The 18897-nt window shown below is 65.4% G+C and carries 22 protein-coding genes; 14 read left to right on the top strand and 8 right to left on the bottom strand.

The features are described from left to right. The first annotated feature begins 103 nt into the window (after positions 1-103). The gene (locus ACYVKM_RS13400; protein WP_460878114.1) at positions 104-667 is read left to right on the top strand and encodes a hypothetical protein; all 564 of its coding nucleotides are present in this window, start codon (positions 104-106) and stop codon (positions 665-667) included. A gap of 26 nt (positions 668-693) precedes the next feature. On the opposite strand, the gene ACYVKM_RS13395 is transcribed toward ACYVKM_RS13400, so the two are convergent. Further along, entirely contained in the window at positions 694-1686 is a 993-nt protein-coding gene (locus tag ACYVKM_RS13395; RefSeq protein WP_460878113.1) for a chorismate transformation enzyme, FkbO/Hyg5 family, read from the bottom strand. Positions 1687-1778: 92 nt separating this feature from the next. Here ACYVKM_RS13395 and ACYVKM_RS13390 point away from each other — a divergent pair, with 92 nt between their 5' ends. The 8 genes from ACYVKM_RS13390 (at position 1779) to fabG (ending at position 8262) form a co-directional block, all read left to right on the top strand. Beyond that, the gene (locus tag ACYVKM_RS13390) at positions 1779-2048 is read left to right on the top strand and encodes a phosphopantetheine-binding protein (RefSeq protein ID WP_460878112.1); all 270 of its coding nucleotides are present in this window, start codon (positions 1779-1781) and stop codon (positions 2046-2048) included. A 112-nt stretch (positions 2049-2160) separates the two neighbouring features. Next, positions 2161-2868: a COG4648 family protein gene (locus ACYVKM_RS13385; RefSeq protein ID WP_460878111.1), complete on the top strand. Its 708-nt coding sequence runs from the start codon at positions 2161-2163 to the stop codon at positions 2866-2868. Further along, the gene (locus ACYVKM_RS13380) at positions 2865-3173 is read left to right on the top strand and encodes a hydroxymyristoyl-ACP dehydratase (RefSeq protein WP_460878110.1); all 309 of its coding nucleotides are present in this window, start codon (positions 2865-2867) and stop codon (positions 3171-3173) included. The genes ACYVKM_RS13385 and ACYVKM_RS13380 overlap by 4 nt, the downstream gene beginning before the upstream one ends. After that, a complete protein-coding gene (locus tag ACYVKM_RS13375; RefSeq protein ID WP_460878109.1) occupies positions 3170-4129 on the top strand; it encodes an LpxL/LpxP family acyltransferase in 960 nt (319 codons plus the stop codon). The genes ACYVKM_RS13380 and ACYVKM_RS13375 overlap by 4 nt, the downstream gene beginning before the upstream one ends. Beyond that, entirely contained in the window at positions 4077-4733 is a 657-nt protein-coding gene (locus ACYVKM_RS13370) for a LolA-related protein (protein WP_460878108.1), read from the top strand. Before ACYVKM_RS13375 ends, ACYVKM_RS13370 begins: the two co-directional genes overlap by 53 nt. Before the next feature lie 2 nt (positions 4734-4735). Next, positions 4736-7075, top strand: coding sequence for an MMPL family transporter (locus tag ACYVKM_RS13365; protein WP_460878107.1), 2340 nt, complete (start codon positions 4736-4738; stop codon positions 7073-7075). Continuing rightward, positions 7059-7508, top strand: coding sequence for a phosphotransferase (locus ACYVKM_RS13360; RefSeq protein ID WP_460878106.1), 450 nt, complete (start codon positions 7059-7061; stop codon positions 7506-7508). Before ACYVKM_RS13365 ends, ACYVKM_RS13360 begins: the two co-directional genes overlap by 17 nt. A gap of 16 nt (positions 7509-7524) precedes the next feature. Continuing rightward, a complete protein-coding gene (gene fabG / locus ACYVKM_RS13355; protein WP_460878105.1) occupies positions 7525-8262 on the top strand; it encodes a 3-oxoacyl-ACP reductase FabG in 738 nt (245 codons plus the stop codon). Positions 8263-8282: 20 nt separating this feature from the next. Here fabG and ACYVKM_RS13350 read toward each other — a convergent pair whose 3' ends face one another. The 3 genes from ACYVKM_RS13350 to ACYVKM_RS13340 are packed head-to-tail and all read right to left on the bottom strand — an operon-like array spanning position 8283 to position 11040. Beyond that, a complete protein-coding gene (locus ACYVKM_RS13350; protein ID WP_460878104.1) occupies positions 8283-9035 on the bottom strand; it encodes a glycosyltransferase family 2 protein in 753 nt (250 codons plus the stop codon). Then, positions 9032-9838 carry a beta-ketoacyl synthase chain length factor gene (locus ACYVKM_RS13345; protein WP_460878103.1) on the bottom strand — a complete coding sequence of 269 codons (807 nt, stop codon included), beginning with the start codon at positions 9836-9838 and terminating at the stop codon, positions 9032-9034. Before ACYVKM_RS13345 ends, ACYVKM_RS13350 begins: the two co-directional genes overlap by 4 nt. Then, the gene (locus ACYVKM_RS13340) at positions 9835-11040 is read right to left on the bottom strand and encodes a beta-ketoacyl-[acyl-carrier-protein] synthase family protein (protein ID WP_460878102.1); all 1206 of its coding nucleotides are present in this window, start codon (positions 11038-11040) and stop codon (positions 9835-9837) included. The genes ACYVKM_RS13345 and ACYVKM_RS13340 overlap by 4 nt, the downstream gene beginning before the upstream one ends. Positions 11041-11205: 165 nt before the next feature. On the opposite strand from ACYVKM_RS13340, the gene ACYVKM_RS13335 reads away from it, so the two are divergent. Both ACYVKM_RS13335 and hemF read left to right on the top strand, forming a co-directional pair. After that, entirely contained in the window at positions 11206-11898 is a 693-nt protein-coding gene (locus ACYVKM_RS13335; protein ID WP_460878101.1) for an ElyC/SanA/YdcF family protein, read from the top strand. Positions 11899-12051: 153 nt separating this feature from the next. Continuing rightward, positions 12052-12954 (top strand): oxygen-dependent coproporphyrinogen oxidase, encoded by a 903-nt coding sequence (hemF, locus tag ACYVKM_RS13330; RefSeq protein ID WP_460878100.1) that lies wholly within the window; start codon positions 12052-12054, stop codon positions 12952-12954. A gap of 98 nt (positions 12955-13052) precedes the next feature. On the opposite strand, the gene ACYVKM_RS13325 is transcribed toward hemF, so the two are convergent. Continuing rightward, positions 13053-13712, bottom strand: coding sequence for a DUF4097 family beta strand repeat-containing protein (locus tag ACYVKM_RS13325; protein WP_460878099.1), 660 nt, complete (start codon positions 13710-13712; stop codon positions 13053-13055). A gap of 144 nt (positions 13713-13856) precedes the next feature. Here ACYVKM_RS13325 and gpmA point away from each other — a divergent pair, with 144 nt between their 5' ends. From gpmA to ACYVKM_RS13310, 3 genes are all read left to right on the top strand, one after another. After that, positions 13857-14600 (top strand): 2,3-diphosphoglycerate-dependent phosphoglycerate mutase, encoded by a 744-nt coding sequence (gpmA, locus tag ACYVKM_RS13320; RefSeq protein WP_460878098.1) that lies wholly within the window; start codon positions 13857-13859, stop codon positions 14598-14600. 9 nt (positions 14601-14609) lie between these two features. Then, entirely contained in the window at positions 14610-14984 is a 375-nt protein-coding gene (locus ACYVKM_RS13315) for a cupin domain-containing protein (protein WP_460878097.1), read from the top strand. Between the two features lie 97 nt (positions 14985-15081). Further along, positions 15082-15642 carry a DUF1453 domain-containing protein gene (locus ACYVKM_RS13310; protein WP_460878096.1) on the top strand — a complete coding sequence of 187 codons (561 nt, stop codon included), beginning with the start codon at positions 15082-15084 and terminating at the stop codon, positions 15640-15642. Between the two features lie 9 nt (positions 15643-15651). On the opposite strand, the gene ACYVKM_RS13305 is transcribed toward ACYVKM_RS13310, so the two are convergent. The 3 genes from ACYVKM_RS13305 to ACYVKM_RS13295 all read right to left on the bottom strand — a co-directional run bounded on the left by ACYVKM_RS13305 (position 15652) and on the right by ACYVKM_RS13295 (position 18691). After that, a complete protein-coding gene (locus tag ACYVKM_RS13305) occupies positions 15652-16509 on the bottom strand; it encodes a type 1 glutamine amidotransferase domain-containing protein (RefSeq protein ID WP_460878095.1) in 858 nt (285 codons plus the stop codon). Between the two features lie 16 nt (positions 16510-16525). Then, entirely contained in the window at positions 16526-17827 is a 1302-nt protein-coding gene (locus ACYVKM_RS13300) for an amidohydrolase (RefSeq protein ID WP_460878094.1), read from the bottom strand. Positions 17828-18373: 546 nt separating this feature from the next. Further along, positions 18374-18691, bottom strand: a complete 318-nt coding sequence (locus ACYVKM_RS13295) for an HNH endonuclease (protein WP_460878093.1) — start codon at positions 18689-18691, stop codon at positions 18374-18376. Positions 18692-18897: the final 206 nt, after the last annotated feature.

The following is an 18897-nucleotide window of genomic DNA, read 5'->3' as shown; positions in this document are numbered from 1 at the left end:
TGGTTCGCGATGCGGTAGCTCGGCGTTCGGGTTATTCGCGTCCTTTGGCGTGTTTGGCAGCCACCGAGACATAGCAAGGGAGCGTGCGATGCGGATATGGATGATGAGCGCAATGGTCCTGCTGCTGCAGGGATGTGCAGCACCGACTGCAATCATGAGTCCGGCGCAGCAGCAGAGCTTGCAGTCCCTGCAGCTGTTCGGTGCCGATGCAAGCCCGCGATTCACCTTCTACCTGGCGTGTACCAGTGACAGTGTCAATTGCATCACGGTCGAAAATGCATTTTCCGACTGGGCATCCGACCGGCACGTTACCTTGCTCGCGGTTGAAGCCAGCGATGGTTCGTTCCGGAACGATCAACCCTCTCGTTCAAAGGATCAAGCCAGGCCGTATCGTGTTGCAGTCCATTATTCACCCTGGATCACCGCCGGTTACAGCAACCCGTCCCTGAGTGGCGGCGGCGGTTCCTTTGCACCTGTGGTCGGCTATTCCGCGACGATATCCGTGTTTGACGCGGTGACCGGAAAGTTGCTGCAGACCGTGCCCGTTCGCGCAGAACAGAGTGCCGATGACAAGAATGCAGACAAGAAAGCGGGTGCGAATCCGTACATTCGTTCTGCGGTGCGCAGCTTTCTGGGCAGTCTGGATCCGGCCTACGCGCGCCAGTAATGCATGACGCGGCATGGGCCGAGCTTTCAGGCGTAGCGCCAGCCATCGATTTCCACCAGCAGTTCGCTGCGGCAGATATCGCCATGCAGCAACAGTATCGGCACGCCGGGAAGGCGCTGCCGGAAGAATTCGCGCACGCGCGCGGCGTCGGTGCTGTGGCGCACGTAGGCTTTCAGCGGTGAGTGGGTGTCGAATCCGGCCGCCATGTCGGCGCTGGCGAGCAGCGCCTCCAGGTTGGTCAGGGTTTCATCGAGCTGCGCATCCAGGTCGTCGTGATGCGCCGAGGCGTGGCCGACCACCGCGGCGGTGCCGGAGATCGCCAGCGCATCTTTCGCCGGAAACACCATGGCGCGGGCAAAGCTGGGTGGCGTGCGGCCGTACTGGCGCGGATAGCGCCAAGCGCTGACCTGGCGGGGATTTTCCACCCGGATGCCGCACTGGTCACAGGCCAGCAGGTAGACCTGCAGCCGGTGCACGTCGCCGTGATGGCCAATCGCGGTGGCGGCGGGGAAACCTTCGGCGAAAAAGTCACCCATGCCGGCGGCGCGGCCGTCGCAGAAGTGCTTGTAGCGCTCGGCATCACCTTCGCCATGATTGATCGCGCCAAGGTAGTTCCATACCCGCAGCACATGCTGCGCGCCGCGGGTTCCCACGAAGCAGTGCAGTTGCTCGTAGGCCAGCTTCGCGGTGGCGGTGGGGCCGCCGTGCTCGCGCTCGTCCAGTTCGATGGCCGCAAACAGCCAACCGCCACCGGCCGACCAGCGCAGGGCACCGTCGGTACCGCAGCTCACCGGTGCATCAACCTGCCAGACCTCCAGTGGTGCGGGCGCGTCGAAGCATTCCAGCGTCACTTGCAGTTGACGCGGATCGCCGGAATCCGGGCTGCCGGCACCAAAGCCGAACAGCACCAGGGTGCCCGGCTCTTTCAGCACATCTGCAGCGTCCGCAATCCGGTAGGAAATTCGCGGCGCACGGCGCTGCAGCGGTTCGATCTGTGGGTCTTCACATCCCTGAATCATTGGTTGCAACCGGGAACGACAGGGGCGCTATGTTACACTCCGCGCCCACTGCCACCGGGGGGAGGCAATGAATCAGGCGTACGGAATCGAGCATGGCAGAACAGACAGCAGCGCAGCACGAATTGGCCACGTTGATCGTGGAATGCCTGAATCTCGAAGCCGTCACGCCGGAACAGATCGCCCCCGATGCCGCGTTGTTCGGGGGCGAGCTGGGCCTGGATTCGATCGACGCGCTGGAAATCGCGCTGGCCGTGTCCAAGCGTTACGGGTTCCAGCTGCGCTCGGACAACCCGGACAACCGACAGATTTTCACCAGCCTGCGCACGCTCTCCGCACATGTCGAGCAGCACCGCGTCGGCTGACGTTCACGCTTCAACCCCTCGGCGTCACCGGCTTCGTCACATGGTATTCAGCCGCAAGTGGCAGGCTGTCGATTCTGGCGGAGCCATGGCGGAATCCGGCATGACATCTTGTGTGCAACCGATTCAACACACGACGCGGCGTTATGTGCTGGTCTTGCTGCTGGCGTATCCGTTGCTGGCCATGGCCGGCGCGCTGACGCATCGGCAGGTTTTCCCGCTGATCGCGCTCTCGCTGCTGCTGACCGCCGTACTGCTGCCGCGCCTGCTGACCCGGCGTGCCGGACCGTGGCTGGCGTGGCTGGGTCTGCTGGCGACCTTGTTGCTGTTGTCGCTGTACGGGTTCGCCAGTCTGCTGCTGGAAGCGGTGCCGGTGCTGATCAATGTGTTGCTGGCCTGCTGGTTCGGGCGCACGTTGAGCACGTCCGAGCCGTTGGTGGCGCGCTTCATCGTTGCCATCGAAGGTGCCGAACGGCTGCAACAACCCGGGGTGGCAGGCTACGCACGTCAGCTCACCTGGTTCTGGACGCTGTTGCTGGGCATGCAGGCCATCGCGCTGGCCGTGTTGTTATTGTTCGCCGAGCACAGCGGCCTGCTGGCGCGGCTGGGTATCGCCTCGCCGCTGCCGCTGTCGGATCGCTGGGCCGCGGCGTGGCTGCATGTGGGTGGTTATGTGCTGCTTGGTGCCGCCTTCCTGCTGGAGTACGGCTATCGCCGCTGGCGCTTGCGTCATCTGAGCCATCCCGGCCTGCACGACATGCTGCTGCAGCTGGCCCTGCACTGGCCACAACTGCTGCATGGCAGCCGGGCCGTCACCCCATGAACCACGCCGTATACGAGCAGGCGCTGTGCATCGATGCCGCGCATCCGGCCTTGCCTGGCCATTTCCCGGGCCATCCGCTGGTGCCCGGGGTGATTCTGCTGGAGCAGGTGGCACTGGCCCTGCGCGCATGGCGAAACCAGCGGCTGGCACGTGTGCTGGAGGCGAAGTTCGTGGCGCCGCTGCTGCCGGATGAGGCGGCCATGCTGCATTTGACGGAAACGGATGCGGACCGATCGCGCTTTCGCTTCGAGGTTCGACGTGGCGGCAACCTGCTGGCGCGTGGCCTGGTCGAGGGAGCGACATGAGCACGAACGAACACTGGCAGAGCCGGCCGGAAGGTGGCGGCCGTTTCGCCATCTGGCTGATCCGCGCCATCGCGCTGTACGGCGGTCGCCGCATGGCGCGGCTGTGCTTATATCCGATCACGCTGTATTTCTACCTGCGCCGCCGGCCGGAGCGGCAGGCATCGCAGCAGTACCTGCAGCGCGTGTTCGGCCAACCCGTGATGCCGTGGCAGGTGCTCAGGCATATCCACTGTTTCGCCGCCACGATCATGGATCGGGTGTTTCTGCTGGCGCATGGCGAGAAACCGTTCCGGATCGAGGTCGAAGGGCTGGAACTGCTAGACCAGCGCATTGCGCTGGGGCGTGGCGTGCTGCTGTTCGGTTCGCACCAGGGCAGCTTCGAGGCGTTGCGGGCGCTCGGCGCACGTCGGCCGGAAATGCCGTTGCGGGTGGTGTTGGACAAGCAGAAGACACCGGCTCTGACCGAACTGCTGGAGGCGCTGGCGCCGGAAGTGGGTGCCAACGTGATCGACGCCGCGCAGGATGGCACCTCGATTGCGCTGGCGATGTCCGAGGCCTGCCAGAACGGCGCCGTGGTGGCGATGCTGGCCGATCGCGGGCGTGGCCACGAAGTGTTGCGGTATGCGCCATTCCTGGGTTCGCCGGCGCCGTTTCCGGTCAGCCCATGGTTGCTGGCGCACACGTTGCAGGTGCCGGTGGTGTTGTGCTTCGGTTTGTATCTGGGCGGTAACCGCTACCGGTTGATCTTCGAGCCGCTGGCCGACCGGGTGGAGATTCCGCGGCAGCAGCGCGGCCCGGCGCTGGACGCGATGATTGCCCGTTATGCGCAACGTCTGGAACATTACGTCCATGTCGCTCCCTACAACTGGTTCAATTTCTATGATTTCTGGCAGCAAGATCTGCGTGCTCCTGCTGGGCATGGCGCTGCCCCTGTGGGCGAGCGCGTCGGCGTCTGAGGCCGGTAGCGCCACCCCGGCTCCCGCTGCGTCATCGTCATCCGCACATGCGCTGATCACGGCACTGGGTGTGCCGCCGCCGGCACGTACGCCGTTTGCCGAGGCGCGCTTCATGCAGGTGCTGGAGCGGCCGCTGGTGGTGTCCGGTGAGCTGGCATGGCTGGGTGGCGACAAGCTGCAGCGGCACGTCCTGCATCCCAAGGAGGAAACCGCCACCATCACCGACGGCGAAGTGACGCAGCAGCAAGCGGGAAAGAGTCCACGACACTTTTCGCTGCAACGTGCCCCCCAGCTGCAGGTGCTGCTGGACAGTTTTGTCGCGTTGCTGAGTGGTGATGCCGGGCGCTTGCAGCAGGCGTTCGAGATACGGCAGAGCGGCGACGCGGCCGGGACGTGGACGCTGAGCCTGATTCCACGCGATGCGAAGGTGGCGAAAACCATCGCCGGCATCACGATCGATGGTGTCGGCAAGGAGTCGCGCTGCATGCGCATGCAGGAGGCCGACGGCGATCTTGCGATCGACCTGCTGGGCCCGCTGGCGGCGAAGATGCCCGCACAGCCAACGCGCGAAGCGTTGCAGGCGCTGTGCCAGGGCACGCACTGAACATGCACCGCGGCGGTCGTACCACGCTGCTGGTCGTCTGGTTGCTGGTGCTGGCCGGACTCGGCTGGATGGTCAGTCAACGGCTCAAGGTCAGTACCGATCTGCGCAGTTTCATGCCTGCGCCAACCACGCCGGATCAGCGGTTGCTGATGGAGCAGGTCGGTGACGGGCCCGGCTCGCGCCTGCTGTTGCTGGCGATCAGTAGTGACTCCCACGGGCAACTTGCCGATACACGACTGGCGGCGCTGAGCCAGGGATTGGCGAGCGCGTTGCGCAACGACAAGCGCTACAGCCAGGTGCTCAATGGCAGCTTCGACCTGGCTGCACTGCCTTCCGGCCTGCTGCCGTATCGCTACCTGCTGTCGCCGACGCTGGATACGCAGCCGCTGGACGAAGCGTATCTGGCCGATCAGCTGCAGCAACGGCTGGATGATCTGTCCTCGCCGGCGGCAAGCCTGCTGAAGGGCCTGCTGCCGCGTGACCCCACACTGGAAGTGCTGAAGCTGGCCGAGCGCTGGGCACCGGCAAAATCGCCCGACGTGCGGGAAGGCGTGTGGTTCTCGCCGCAGGACGAAGCCTTGCTGCTGGTGCAGACTTCCGCCGCGGGTTTCGACCCGGACGCGCAACAGCAGGCGATCGACGGCATCCGGCACGCGTTCGATGCGCTGCCGGGGAGTGCCGGCGCGAAACTCGGGTTCAGCGGTCCGGGTTATTTCAGCGTGGTGATGGGCACGCAGACCCGGCAGCAGGCCGACTGGATCGGCCGCATCTCCAGTGTCGGCTTCATCGCGTTGCTGCTGCTGGCCTATCGCAGTTTCAGTTCGCTGCTTCTCTCGGCGCTGCCGATCGCCAGCGCGGCACTGGCCGGCATCGCCGCACTGACGCTGGCTTTTCCCGAAGTGCACGGGATCACCCTGGCGTTCGGTTTCACCCTGCTCGGCGTTGCGCAGGAATATCCCATCCGCGTGCTCAGCCATCGCCGTGCCGGCGAGGATGCCGTGCAGAGCGTGCGTGCATTGTGGCCGCTGCTGCTTACCGCGATCGCCTCGGCCTGCATTGCCTACCTGGCGTTCTACGCATCCGGCGTGAACGGGTTGAAGCAGCTCGCCGTATTCACCATCGTCGGCCTGCTGGTCGCCGGTTTCAGCACGCGTTATCTGCTGTCGCATCTGCTTCCTGTGCGCGTTCGCGATGTAGCGCAGATGCGCTGGCTGGCGATGGCGCGCGCGTTCGTCGACCGGCTGCCACGACCGCGCTGGATTCCGGTGCTGGTGGCGATGGCGATCGCACTGATGCTGGCATTCGCGCCCGGTCCGTTCTGGCAGAACAATCTCGCTGCACTGACCCCGTTGCCGCAGGACATGCTGCAGAACGATGCCCGTCTGCGCGAGGCATTGGGCGCACCGGATGTCCGCTATCTGCTGGTGCTGCAGGCACCCACCGAGCAGGGCGTGCTGGCCTTGTCGGAAAGGCTGCAGCCGCGCGTCGATGCGCCGGTGGCGAAACATGCGGTTGATGCGCTGGAGTTGCCGTCGCGCTATCTGCCGACCGTGGCGCTGCAGCTCGCGCGTCAGCAGAAGCTGCCGAATCGCGCCACTTTGCAGCACGAGTTGAACGAGGCCTTGCAAGGCCTGCCATTCCGTCCCGACCTGTTCCAGCCATTTCTCGACGATGTGCAGACTGCGCGCGGATTGCCACCGCTGACACCCGAGCGTTACGCGCAGACGCCGCTCGGTCAACGTCTTGCCGCGATGCTGGTGCAGCGCGACGGCCATTGGCTGGGGCTGGGTACGGTCAGTGGCGTGCATGATGTGGCCGCGCTGCAGGCGCTCGGCGAAAACACGCATGGCGCGGTGCGCCTGCTCGACCTGAAAGCGGCCTCGGAATCGCTGGTGGCCGACTATCGTACGCGCATCCTGCAGGCACTCCTGGTCGCCAGCCTGCTGCTGGTGCTGACGATTGCGCTGGCGCTGCGCAGCCTGCGCCGCGCCTGGCATGTGCTGGCACCGATGACGCTGGCGACGTTCCTGGTGTTGGCGGTGGAGCGCGTGGCTGGCATCGAGATCTCGCTGTTCCATCTGGTTGCGCTGATCCTTGCCGGCGGGCTCGGCCTGCACTATGCGCTGTTCTTCGAGCGCGATACCGGCGATCCGGCCGAGCAGCGGCGCACCCTGCATGCCACCATCGTATGCGTGCTGTCCGCGCTGCTGGTATTCGGCATGCTGGCGTGGGCAAGCATTCCGGTACTGCGCGCGATCGGGCTCACGGTAAGCCTGGGCGTGGCCTTCCACTTCTGTCTGTCGATCCTGATGGCGCCGCATACGCATGCTTCCGAAGACTGACTGGGCGCAGCTGATACCGCATGCCGGCACGATGTGCCTGCTGGATGCGGTGCAGGTGTGGGACGAGTGCACGATCCATGCGGTCAGTGCCAGCCACGCGCGCATGGACAACCCGCTGCGCGGCCCGCACGGTCTGCACGCGGTGCATCTGGCCGAATACGGGGCACAGGCGATGGCCGTGCACGGTGCCCTGCTGGCACGTGTCGACGGTGTGGACGTGGCGCGGCCGGGGCGGCTGGTCAGCCTGCGCGATGTGCAGCTGTTCGAGGAGTATGTCGACGGACTGGACGGCATGCTGGATATCCATGCCGAATGTCTGTACGCCGACGATGGCGGTGCGCAGTACGCGTTCCGCGTCGAGCATCGCGGTCGCCTGCTGGCCAGCGGGCGCGCTGCGGTCATTTATCCTGAATTTCGCCATCCCGAGTCCTGAGCTGCGAGGTCACGTCATGTCTGCAACAGCTGTTCTGCGCCGTGCGCTGGTTACCGGCGGCAGTGGTGAACTCGGTGGTGCGATCGGCCATGCGCTCGCTGCAGCCGGTTATCACGTCATCGTGCATGCCAACCAGAGCCTGCACCGCGCGGAAGCGGTGGTGGTGGCGATCCGTGACGCCGGGGGGAGCGCGCAGGCCACGGCATTCGATGTCACCGATGCCGAGGTGACGCGTGCGGCGCTGGATGCGCTGTTGCCCGAGGGGCCGATCCATGCCGTGATCAACAATGCCGGTATCCACGACGATGCGCCGATGGCCGGCATGAGCAGCGAGCAATGGCATCGTGTGATCGACGTGTCCCTGCATGGTTTCTTCAACGTGACCCAGCCGTTGCTGCTGCCGATGGCGCGCGCACGCTTTGGCCGCATCGTCTCGGTCAGCTCGGTGGCGGCGCAGCTCGGCAATCGCGGGCAGGCCAACTACGCGGCGGCGAAGGCCGCCCTGCATGGCGCCACCCGATCGCTGGCGCGCGAGATGGCCTCGCGCGGGATCACGGCGAACGTGGTCGCGCCGGGCGTGATCGAGGGGCGCATGATCGGCGAGGATTTTCCGCCGGAACGCATCCGCGAGCTGGTGCCCGCACAACGCGCCGGCAAGCCGGAGGAAGTCGCCGCGCTCGTGGCATTCCTGTGCAGCGATGCGGCGGCCTACATCAATGGCCAGGTGATCGGTGTCAACGGCGGCATGGCCTGACTCCGCGATGCGGGATGGTTTCAGCGGTTGTCGCAGACCACGGTCGGTGTGCCACGCGAGCGACGATGGCTGGCGATGACGTTGCCGTAGTGGATCACCCGGCCGATGGTATAGACGGTGATGCGGGTGACATCGCGCACCGGGTTGAAATGACTGAGCCGGAACTCGCCGTGATAGCGCGACGCGATCGGCACCGAGACCACGCCGAGCTTTTTCTCGCGCGAGGCAGCAATCAGGATCGCTGCCTCGAACACGAAGTTCTCCGCCGGCAGGTCCACCAGCTCCAGTGCCGCGCGCGGATACCAGCGCTGGCCGCTCTGGGTGTCGGCGACCGGTTGCGCACAGGCCCACGAGATGCCCCAGTCGGCGACGGCGTTGGCGCGGCGGCGACTCATCGGTTGCTGCGCACGGTCGAGCAGACGGGCGCCGATCACGATGTGATCGGGATACTGCGCGGCGGCGGCCACGATGCGCGGGATGTCACTGGCCAGGTGCTGGCCGTCACCGTCCATGGTCAGCACGGCATCGAAGCCTTGCCGCAGTGCTTCGCGAAAACCGCGGCGCAGCGCCTCGCCCTTGCCGCAGCGCGTGACGTGGCGCAACAGGGTGACCGGCAACGCGGCGACGATCTCCGGCGTGCGGTCATCCGAACCGTCGTCGATCACGATCACCGGCGCACCGAGTGCAAGTACGGATTCGACCACCGCCTGAATCGCGGCTTCCTCGTTGAGGCAGGGAATCAGCACGCACCAGCGCGCAACGGTGGTGTTCAAGCGACCGGCTCCCTTTCGATTCGATCCATGTCGATCTGCAATCCCAGTGTGGCGGCAGCATCCAGCTGACACTGGCCATGCCCCATGGTCAATAGTGCCAGCAATGGCAATGCTGCGGCCGAGGCATTCGCATCGCGCCAGCGTTCCATGGGTTCGGCCAGCAACGTGACGGGTCGGGCCGAAGTCAGCGTCAGCTCGAGTCGGGCCAGCGCGGTGGCGCTCGCTTCCGGTGCCAGTACCAGTGCACAGCCGAACGACTGGGTGCAGCCGGTGGCTTCCAGCAGTGGCCCACTGCCAGCGGTATCGCTGCATGCCAGCAGAACCGGACGCTGCTCGGCCAGCACCTGGCAGGCCGCTTCTAGCAGACCGGCGCCGAAGCTGGCACGCTGCGCAGCTACGGCCGTGGAGGGCGCGTGGCAACCAGTGGCGATCGTCCAGTAGCCGACTGCGGCGTTGTGCACCGAATTGTGGAAACGGATCGGCGACAGTTCGGCGGGCGTGTTCGCCAGCGTGGCGCACATGTAGTCGGTGATCGGCTGATCGCCATGCGAGGACGCGAATACGCAGGCCAGTTCGCTCGCAGCACGGCCGCTCATACTTACCGCCTGGTCGGCGACTTCCACCGCCAGCAGCACGCTCTCCGGTGCGCGACGGCGTTCGTTCGGCGGCAGCGTGGCGGCGGTGGGCCGGGTCGGTGGAGGTTCCGGCACGGTGCCTGCCAGCAATGACTTCAGCGCCGCGAAATTGGCCAGCTGCGGCGACCACAGGCCGACACCTTCGATGTAGACACGCAGCATGCTCATGCGACAAATCCCGCGCGAGCGAATGCGAGGCAGGCGTTGTTGCCGCCGAAGCCGAACGAGTTGCTGAGTGCCACCTCGATGTGTTGCTGCTCGTTCTGCCAGGCGAACTGCGCGCCGCAGATCGGATCGGGCGTGATGCCGCCGAGGTTGCCGGGCACCAGTCCATGTTCGATCGCCTGCAGCGCAATCGTCGCCTCGACGATGCCGGCCGCACCCAGCGTGTGGCCGGTATAGCCCTTGGTGGAACTGGCCCGCGTGCCGGTCGGGAAGGCGCGGCTGACCAAGGCTGCCTCGACTTCGTCGTTCTTCAGGCTGGCGGTGCCGTGCAGGTTGATGTAGTCGATCTGGGTCGCTTCGAGGCCGGCGCGCGACAGCGCATCGCGCAGCGCCAGCTCGGCGCCGAGGCCATCCGGATGCGGGGTGGACATGTGGTGCGCGTCGCTGGCTTCGCCGTAGCCGAGCAGTTGCAAGGCAGCGGGTGCGGCGTCGATCCGTTCGAGCAGGGCGAAACCGGCCGCCTCGCCGATCGAGATGCCGTTGCGCGCGGCATCGAACGGCCGGCATGGCTCGGGCGAGACCAGTTCCAGCGCGTTGAAGCCGAACAGCACGCTGTCGCACAAGGTGTCGACGCCGCCGACCACGATGGCATCTACGAGACCGAGGCGAAGCATCCGCTCGGCGCTCGCGAATACCTTGGCACTGGACGAGCAGGCGGTGGAGATCGTCAGGCAGGGGCCTTCGAGGCCCAGGGCTTCGCGCACGAAGGCTGCCAGCGAATGTGGTGCATGGATCGCCGGCCGCAGCATGTCGCCGGCAAAACCGCCATCGGGGTCGAGCCGGCGATAGGCTTCCTCGGTGGCGCCGATGCTGGCGGTGGAGGTGCCCAGCAGCAGCGCGATGCGGCTGGCGCCGTAGCGTTCGCGCGCGGCTTGCACGTGGCCGAGGAAGCCGTCCTGATTCAGGCCGAGCCACGCCAGCCGATTGTTGCGGCATTCCCATGCCGCGTGGATCGCGGGCAGCGCGGCGTCTTCCACGCCATCGACACGACCGATCCAGCAGGCCAGCGGTGCGCTGCTGAAATCGTTCGGGCGCAAGCCGCTGCGGGCATGCCGGAGCGCGCCGAGCTGGGCGGCGAGACCGTGGCCCATGGCCGAGGTGGCAGTGTACGCAGTGATCGCGAGAGGGGTCATCTGAACAGGCATCAGGAAAGCCTAGCGGCCGCCTCCAGGCTTGCCTAGCCTGTGTCGGCGCGCCCATCGGCGGATCCGCATCGTGGCCATGCCGGCATGAACATGCCGCGAACCCCGTGCCGCCCGGTTAAGCTGGACGGTCTTCGCCGATCACCGCTGATTCCCGTGCCGTCCAGCATGCCTGCATCACGAAGCCCCTGGCGCTATCTGCGCGACCGCGACATCCTGCATGCGGGCGTGGTGACCGTGCTGGCGGTGCTGCTGAGCGCCGGTATGGTCTGGCTGGGCTATCTGATCCATGTCTGCCGGGTCGCCGTGCGCAGCCCGCTGGCACCACCGCGTCGGATGATTGCGCTGGTGTTCGGTCGCCAACTCGAGGGCGATGCGCCGGGACAGGATTACCGGCAACGCCTGCATCGCGTGCTGACCCTGACCCAGCAGCAACAAACCCGTCACGTATTGCTGCTCGGCGGCTGCAGCGGTGGCCAGCACAGCGAGGCGCAGGCTGGTCATGAATGGCTTCGGCGGCACGGGCTGTCTGCCGAGGTGCGGGTGGAGCTGGAGCAGGAGTCGGTCGATTCGTTCGAGAACCTGCGACATGCGCGCCGCCTGTTGCTTTCGCAAGTCGATGGCACGGCATTGCCGTCCGTGGCGCTGGTGACCAGCCGCTACCATCTCGCCCGCTGCCTGCTGCTGGCACGCCGGTTGGGTTTCACCGCGTCGCCGGTGGCCGCCGAGCCGAAGCTGCCGTGGCATGGGCGTTATCTGGGTCTGCTGCTGATCGAGTCCGGCTACCTGATGTGGACCGATCTGGGTCTGCGCTGGGCCCAGCTGATCGGTCATCGGCGCATGCGCGCACGGATCAGTTGAGGATACGGGCCGCGGCAGAACGACATCGGCACCAGGCTGCAACACCGCCTGTGGCAGGGTTGACCGGCGACAGCTGTGCGCGACACCGCGCCGCATCGGCCGGCGCTGTCGCGGCTTGCTAAGCTCGCGTCATTAGAAGTCATGGGTAGCGTGATGAGCGAGCAGGCAGACCGTGCCGAAACCTTCCTGCGCGAATTGCAGGATCGCATCTGTGCCGCGATCGAGCAGGTCGACGGCAGCGCGCATTTCGAGGAGGACGCGTGGCAACGCGCGGCCGGTGGTGGCGGGCGTACCCGCGTGCTGCGTGATGGCGCGGTGTTCGAGCAGGGCGGGGTGAATTTCTCGCGTGTGTCCGGCAACCAGCTGCCGCCCAGCGCGACCGTGCACCGGCCGGAGCTGGCCGGCGGCAGTTTCATCGCCACCGGCGTGTCGCTGGTGCTGCATCCGAAGAACCCGCACGTGCCGACCACGCACGCCAACGTGCGCTACTTCGAGGCCAGCAAGGAAGGCGTGCAGCCGGTGTGGTGGTTCGGCGGCGGCTTCGACCTCACGCCATTCTACCCGGTGGACGAGGACGTGGTGCACTGGCACACCGTCGCGCGCGACTTGTGCACGCCCTATGGCACGGATGTCTATCCGCGCTACAAGCAGTGGTGCGACGAGTACTTCTACCTGAAGCACCGCGACGAGACGCGCGGCGTGGGCGGACTGTTCTTCGACGACCTCAACGAAGGTGGCTTCGAGCGCTGCTTCGGCTTCACCCGTGCGGTCGGCGAGGGCTTCCTCGATGCCTACCTGCCGATCGTCGAACGCCGCAGGGACACGCCGTACGGCGAGCGCGAGCGCGAGTTCCAGTTGTACCGGCGCGGCCGCTACGTGGAGTTCAACCTGGTCTACGACCGCGGCACGCTGTTCGGCCTGCAGTCGGGTGGCCGCACCGAATCGATCCTGATGAGCCTGCCGCCGCGGGTGCGCTTCGAGTATGCATACACGCCCGAACCGGGTTCCGCCGAGGCGCGGCTGGCCGATTACCTGAAGCCACGCGACTGGCTATGAGCGAGAGGTGAGTGGAGAGGAGCGAGAAGTGAGAGAAAGCAAGTCGCACTGGCTTTGGCACACTCTCACTTCTCACTCCTCTTCCCTCACTCCTCACCTTACGGCTGCGCGCCGCTGAACTTCACCACCGTGGCGCCTTTCACCGGGCCGATCTGCGCGCTGTCGCTGACTTTCAGCACCACATCCCGGCGAAACTCCAGCGTGCCCTGCACGACGGCGTGCGGGCCGATCACCACCAGCGGCGTGCGGCTGTTCCAGTTGAACCAGCCGCTCGGCTTGTCGACCAGGATGCCGCCCTCGACGTGCGAGTTCGCGCCGACCGTGATGTCGCCGCCGACCGTGCCGAGTCCGCCGGCGACATGTGCGTTGTCCAGCACGATGGCGCCGTTGACGTTGCTCAGCTTGCCGCCAACCTCGGCGCCGGGGGCCAGGTGCAGGCTGCCATTGACGGCGTCGACCTGACCGCTGACGCGACTGCCGTCGCCCAGGCTGATCGCGCCATTGACCGTGCCCAGTTCACCGGCCTGGGCCTTGTCGCCCAGTTCGATCGAGCCGTTGACGGTGCTGGCCTTGCGCACGACGGCACCGTCGGCGATGTGCACCGCGCCATTGACGGTGCTGACCGTGCCGGCATGCTGGCCGGCCTCGACCCGTACCGAGCCGTTGACCTTGTCGATGTCGCTGTCCTGCGCCACCGCCAGCAGCGGCAGGCCCAGCGCGAATGCAGTCGTGATGAGAACCGTCGAAAGACGACGCATGGCTTGTCTCCGTGTGTGAGTGGTAAGACTAGGATGCCTCGACGCTCCCATCGGTTTAGCATGACCTGTGGCAGGGTCGGCATTTGACGATGCCGGGGCCGGCCTGCACCATTCGCGGTTTACCGCATCCTGATGAGCGCAGCCATGCACAAGCTCGTACTGATCCGCCACGGCCAATCGCAGTGGAACCTCGACAACCGTTTCAGCGGCTGGGCCGATGTCGACCTCACCGAGCAGGGCATGGCCGAGGCGCAGGAAGCCGGCCGGCTGCTGCAGGCCGAGGGCTATGCGTTCGACGTGGCGCACACCTCGGTGCTCAGGCGCGCCGTGCGCACCTTGTGGGGCGTGCAGGACGCGATGGGCCTGATGTGGCTGCCGGTACATACCGACTGGCGCCTCAACGAGCGCCATTACGGTGCGCTGACCGGCCTCAACAAGGCCGAGACCGCGGCGAAGTACGGCGAGGAGCAGGTCAAGGTCTGGCGCCGCAGCTACGACATCCCGCCGCCGCCGCTGGAGCGCAGCGCCAACGAATCGGTACACGACCCGCGCTATGCCACGCTCGATCCGAAAGAGATTCCCGACACCGAATGCCTGAAGGACACCGTGGCCCGCGTGCTGCCGTACTGGCACGAGGAGCTGGCTCCGGCGATCAAGGCCGGCCAGCGCGTGCTGGTGGCCGCGCACGGCAACTCGCTGCGCGCGCTGGTGAAATATCTCGACGGCATCTCCGACGAGGCGATCGTCGAGCTGAACATCCCCAATGGCGTGCCGCTGGTGTACGAGTTCGACGAGCATCTCAAGCCGCTGCGCCACTACTACCTCGGCGATGCCGACGCGATCGCGGCGAAGATGGCCGCGGTGGCGAACCAGGGCAAGGCGAAGTAGACCAGTATGATGTCCAGCGCGAGTTCGCCGAAAGCCATCGCTGCCGCACTCGCCGACTACTGGTCGCCGCGGGTCGTCGGCGAAGTCGATGACAGCTACATCAAGGTCGCCAAGGTCTTTGGTGAGCTGTGCTGGCACAGTCACGACGACGAGGACGAGCTGTTCCTGATCCTCCAGGGGCATCTGCGCATCGAGCTGGAACATGCCGCGCCCGTCGAACTGGACGAAGGCGAGATGTTCGTGGTGCCCAGGGGCGTGCGGCACAATCCGGTGGCCGAGCAGGAATGCCTGCTGATGCTGATCGAGCGCAAGTCGACCCGGCATACCGGCAATGTGGTGACGGAGAGGACGCGTTCGCTTGCCGAACAGCTGGGCAGCGGTTGAGCCTGCCCGCCGGGATGGGGCGAGAGATGACAAACGTCAGTCGTCAGCCGCCGTTCGCTCGATTAAGCTGGGTGCAGTCCATCACCCGGTGACGCCGATGCCTCCCCACATGACCAACTACCTGATCATGCTGCCGCTGCTGGCCTGGATCGTGTGGCGGCGCGTCAGCCGCCAGTTCGGCCGCCAGCCGATCCGGCGCAAGCGGATGATCGCGCGCATCGTGGTGTTTTCGGTCATCGGTGTGCTGCTGGCGCTCAGCGGTTTTCACCGGGTCGAACTGGCCGGGGGATTGTTTGGTGGCGTGCTGATCGGCGGCGCGCTGGGCCTGCTCGGCATCAGGCTGACCCGCTTCGAAGTCGACCCGGTCAAGGGCGACTGTTATGTGCCGAACCCGTGGATCGGCGCGCTGCTCACCGTGCTGCTGCTCGGCCGGTTGCTCTGGCGTTTCATGGTGGTACTGCCGCAGATGCAGCAGGTATCGGCTATGACGACACAGGTTGGAGGTTATCCGGGGTCACCGATGGGCGGCTACGCCTCCAGTCCGTTGACCATGCTGGTGATCGGTCTGCTGGTCGGTTACTACATCGTCTATTTCGGCGGCCTGCTGATCCACCACCGCCGTTTCCAGCAAGCGCATCCGGACGCGACCGCGTTGTAAGCGTCGCGGTTACGGCCTGGCGAACATCGCCGAAAACTCCCGCGCGAAGCGGTGCACGTCGCCGGGCCAGCGCGCGGAGAGGTAGTTGCCGTCGCGCACCACGAAGGCCGGTGACGCATCGGCGTCGCTGTCGCGTGCCAGGCCATTCGTCTTGCGGCGGTAGTCCGGTGCATCGCGCGGCACGTCGAGAAAGTCGGCCGGATCGGCCAGTGCACGTGTCACTTCCTGCTGCACCGACATGTAGCCGACCGGCTGGCCCGGTGCTTCGGCATAGGTGCGGTAATAGAGCGGATCCCAGAAGCGGCTGATCCGCGCCGTCGCCCAGGCTTTCTTTTCCAGCGCCCAGGTCAACGCGGTGGTGCGGCGCCCATGCAGTACCGAGCGGCCGCTGGCCGCATGGCTGCGCGCGGCCAGCAACACGCCGTGGCAGATCGCCGCGACCGGTTTGTTCGCCGCGAAGAATGCCGCGACCAGACGCTGCAGTTGCCGGCTCTCCAGATACTCGCGCATGCCGCATGCCCGATGCCCGCCGGGCAACAGCAAGCCATCGAAGTCTGCAACGTTTAGATCGTCCCAGCGCAGCGGCGCGTGGAAGGCCATATCCTGCAACATCGACACATACGCGCTGCGCGCATGCCGATCCGCGCGCAGCAGCAATCCGACCAGGCGCAGTCGACGCAGTCCCGGTATCCAGCCCCACGGATCGAGGCCGATGCCGGTGATCATCAACTCGTCGGCGCTGGCCATGCGCTCGTCCGGCGTGGCGAAGATCACCTGGTGGCCATCGGCATGCAGGGTGTGCCAGCTCACCGCGACTTCGGACGGATCGAAGTCACGGCGTGGCAGCGGGATCAGGATGCGGGCCATGCGTGCGGTTCGCCACTCACGAAGCCGGGGCGTCGAGGTAATCCAGGCTGGCCTGCAGCATCGACTCCATGCCGATCTTCAGCGCGTCCTCGTCGAGGTAGAACTTCGGCGAATGGTTGGCCGGTGCCTTCGAGGCGTCCTGGCCCAGCGGCGTGGCACCGACGAAGAAGTACACGCTGGGCACCGCCTTGGCGAAATAGGCGAAGTCCTCCGAAGCCATCCACGGTTTCGCCTCGATCACGTGCTCGCTGCCGAGCGCCTTGCCGATGCTGCTGCGCACGCGGGCGGCGAGCGCGGGATCGTTGACCAGGATCGGGTTGCTGTCACCCACCGGGATCTGTTCCTCCACGGTGGCGCCGTTGGCGGCGGCGATGTGCTCGGCGATGCTTTTCAGATTGTCGATCGCCTGCTGGCGCATATCGGCGTCGAACGTGCGCAAGGTGCCCTGCAGCTCCACCTGGTCCGGCACGATGTTGTAGCGCGAGCCACCCTCGATGATGCCGAAGCTGAGCACCGCCGGCAGGTTGCCGATATCCAGCTTGCGGCTGACGATGGTCTGCGCGGCGCTGATGATCTCGGCCGAGGTGACGATCGGGTCGACTCCGTCCCACGGCATCGCCCCATGCGTCTGCTTGCCGTGTACCACCATGCGGAACCAGTCCGAGCCCGCCATCGTCGGCCCCGGCCGCACCGCCACCGTGCCCACGTTGAGCGAGCTGACCACGTGCATGCCGAACATCGCGTCCGGCTTGAAGTCGCGGAACAGGCCCTCCTTCAGCATCAGCGAGGCACCGCCTTCCTCACCGGCCGGCGCACCTTCCTCGGCCGGCTGGAACACGAACAGCACCGAACCGTGCAACTGCTTCTTCATGCCGCTCAATGCCTGTGCCATGCCCAGCAGCATCGCGGTGTGCGCGTCGTGGCCGCAGGCGTGCATCACGCCGGTCGGCTTGCCGCGATATTCGCCCTTGGCCTTCGAGGCGAACGGCAGGTCCACCTCCTCGGTCACCGGCAGCGCATCCATGTCGGCGCGGATCGCCAGCCGCGGGCCGGGCAGGTCGCCCCTGAGCAGGCCGACCACGCCGGTATGCGCGATACCGGTATGCACTTCCAGTCCCAGCTTCTTCAGCTCGGCGGCGACCAGTGCCGAGGTGCGTACCTCGCGGTTACTCAGTTCCGGATGCTGGTGGATATCGCGCCGCCACGCGGTGACTTGCGGCAGCTCCTGCTGCGCCATTGCCTGCACGCTGGGGGCATCAGTGGCATGCAACGGAGCGATGGCGGCGGCAAGCGCCAGAAAGAACAGGGTGCGGCGCATGGGTATCTCCTTTGGGGATGACCGATGCTAGCGCGTGGATACAGCGCGTGGCCGACTTTTTGCTGGACGGAAACGAATTCGTTGGTGCGTAAGACCGTTTCGGCCAGGAGCTGACGGTCAACGCTGGAGTTAAGCGGCGGCGAAGCCGTCCGCCTTGAACGAAATGTTAGACCTAGCACCCGATGTAGGAATCTTTTGGATCTGGCCAATTTTCCATGAGGTCGGCAAAAACCTGTGCGACCCAGCTTTGGTCATGCGCAGCTTGGAACCCAACATAGTTGTTCCTAGCACCCCAAGTCTCGAAGCGAAACGCCAAGCCTTCTATGTCACGTGACCCCGTTACGTCAGATAAGTACGCAATGCCTTGCTTTGTTACCCGTAGCTGCCAGTTCTGGGTGTCCAAGACTGAGCCAATGAGCTTGGCAACATTTTCACGCGTGAACTGAGCTGGGTCGTTGAGGTCGATTGTAAGCATGTCTGGACGGGTCTAACGCCTGAGTTAAGCGGCGCGCGGTACGCGCGTCCGCTTGGATGAGTTGTTAGAGGCTACACCGCGAGCCCCCGATGCTCACGTAACCAAGCCTCATACCCTGCTTGTTCTTGAGCGCGACGAGCGGCTACAAATGCTTTACGTTCGAGAATTGTTTGCAAGTGGCCACTACGGCATAACATGGAATTGCATGCTGGACAGCACGCAACAAGGTTAATTGCGTCATCAGTGCCGCCAGTAGCCACCGCATGAACATGGTCAACTGTAGCTGACCAATACGAAGAGAAGGTGGCAAACAAATCGACTCCGCAGTACTGACAAATACCATTGTCGCGCGCGATTATGGATCGCCATGTTTCAGATGCTACACGCATGACAGCAACCTCTAACTACCTAATAAACGGTCCCGTGGGTCCGGCTATACATTCCTGATCACGTTCGTGGGTTCCGACGCAACGCTATGATTCACCTGGAGCTTATCTGTGCGGGGTCCGGCTAACAACCGGATGTATAACCGGATCCATCGTGCCGCTTTATCGTTGCACATGAAGCGACATGCAATGTTCGCTTTGGGTGGCGG

The organism is Rhodanobacter koreensis (assembly GCF_054782855.1).
The sequence above is the reverse complement of the archived record's forward strand: the minus strand, read 5'-3'. Positions and strand labels throughout refer to the sequence as shown.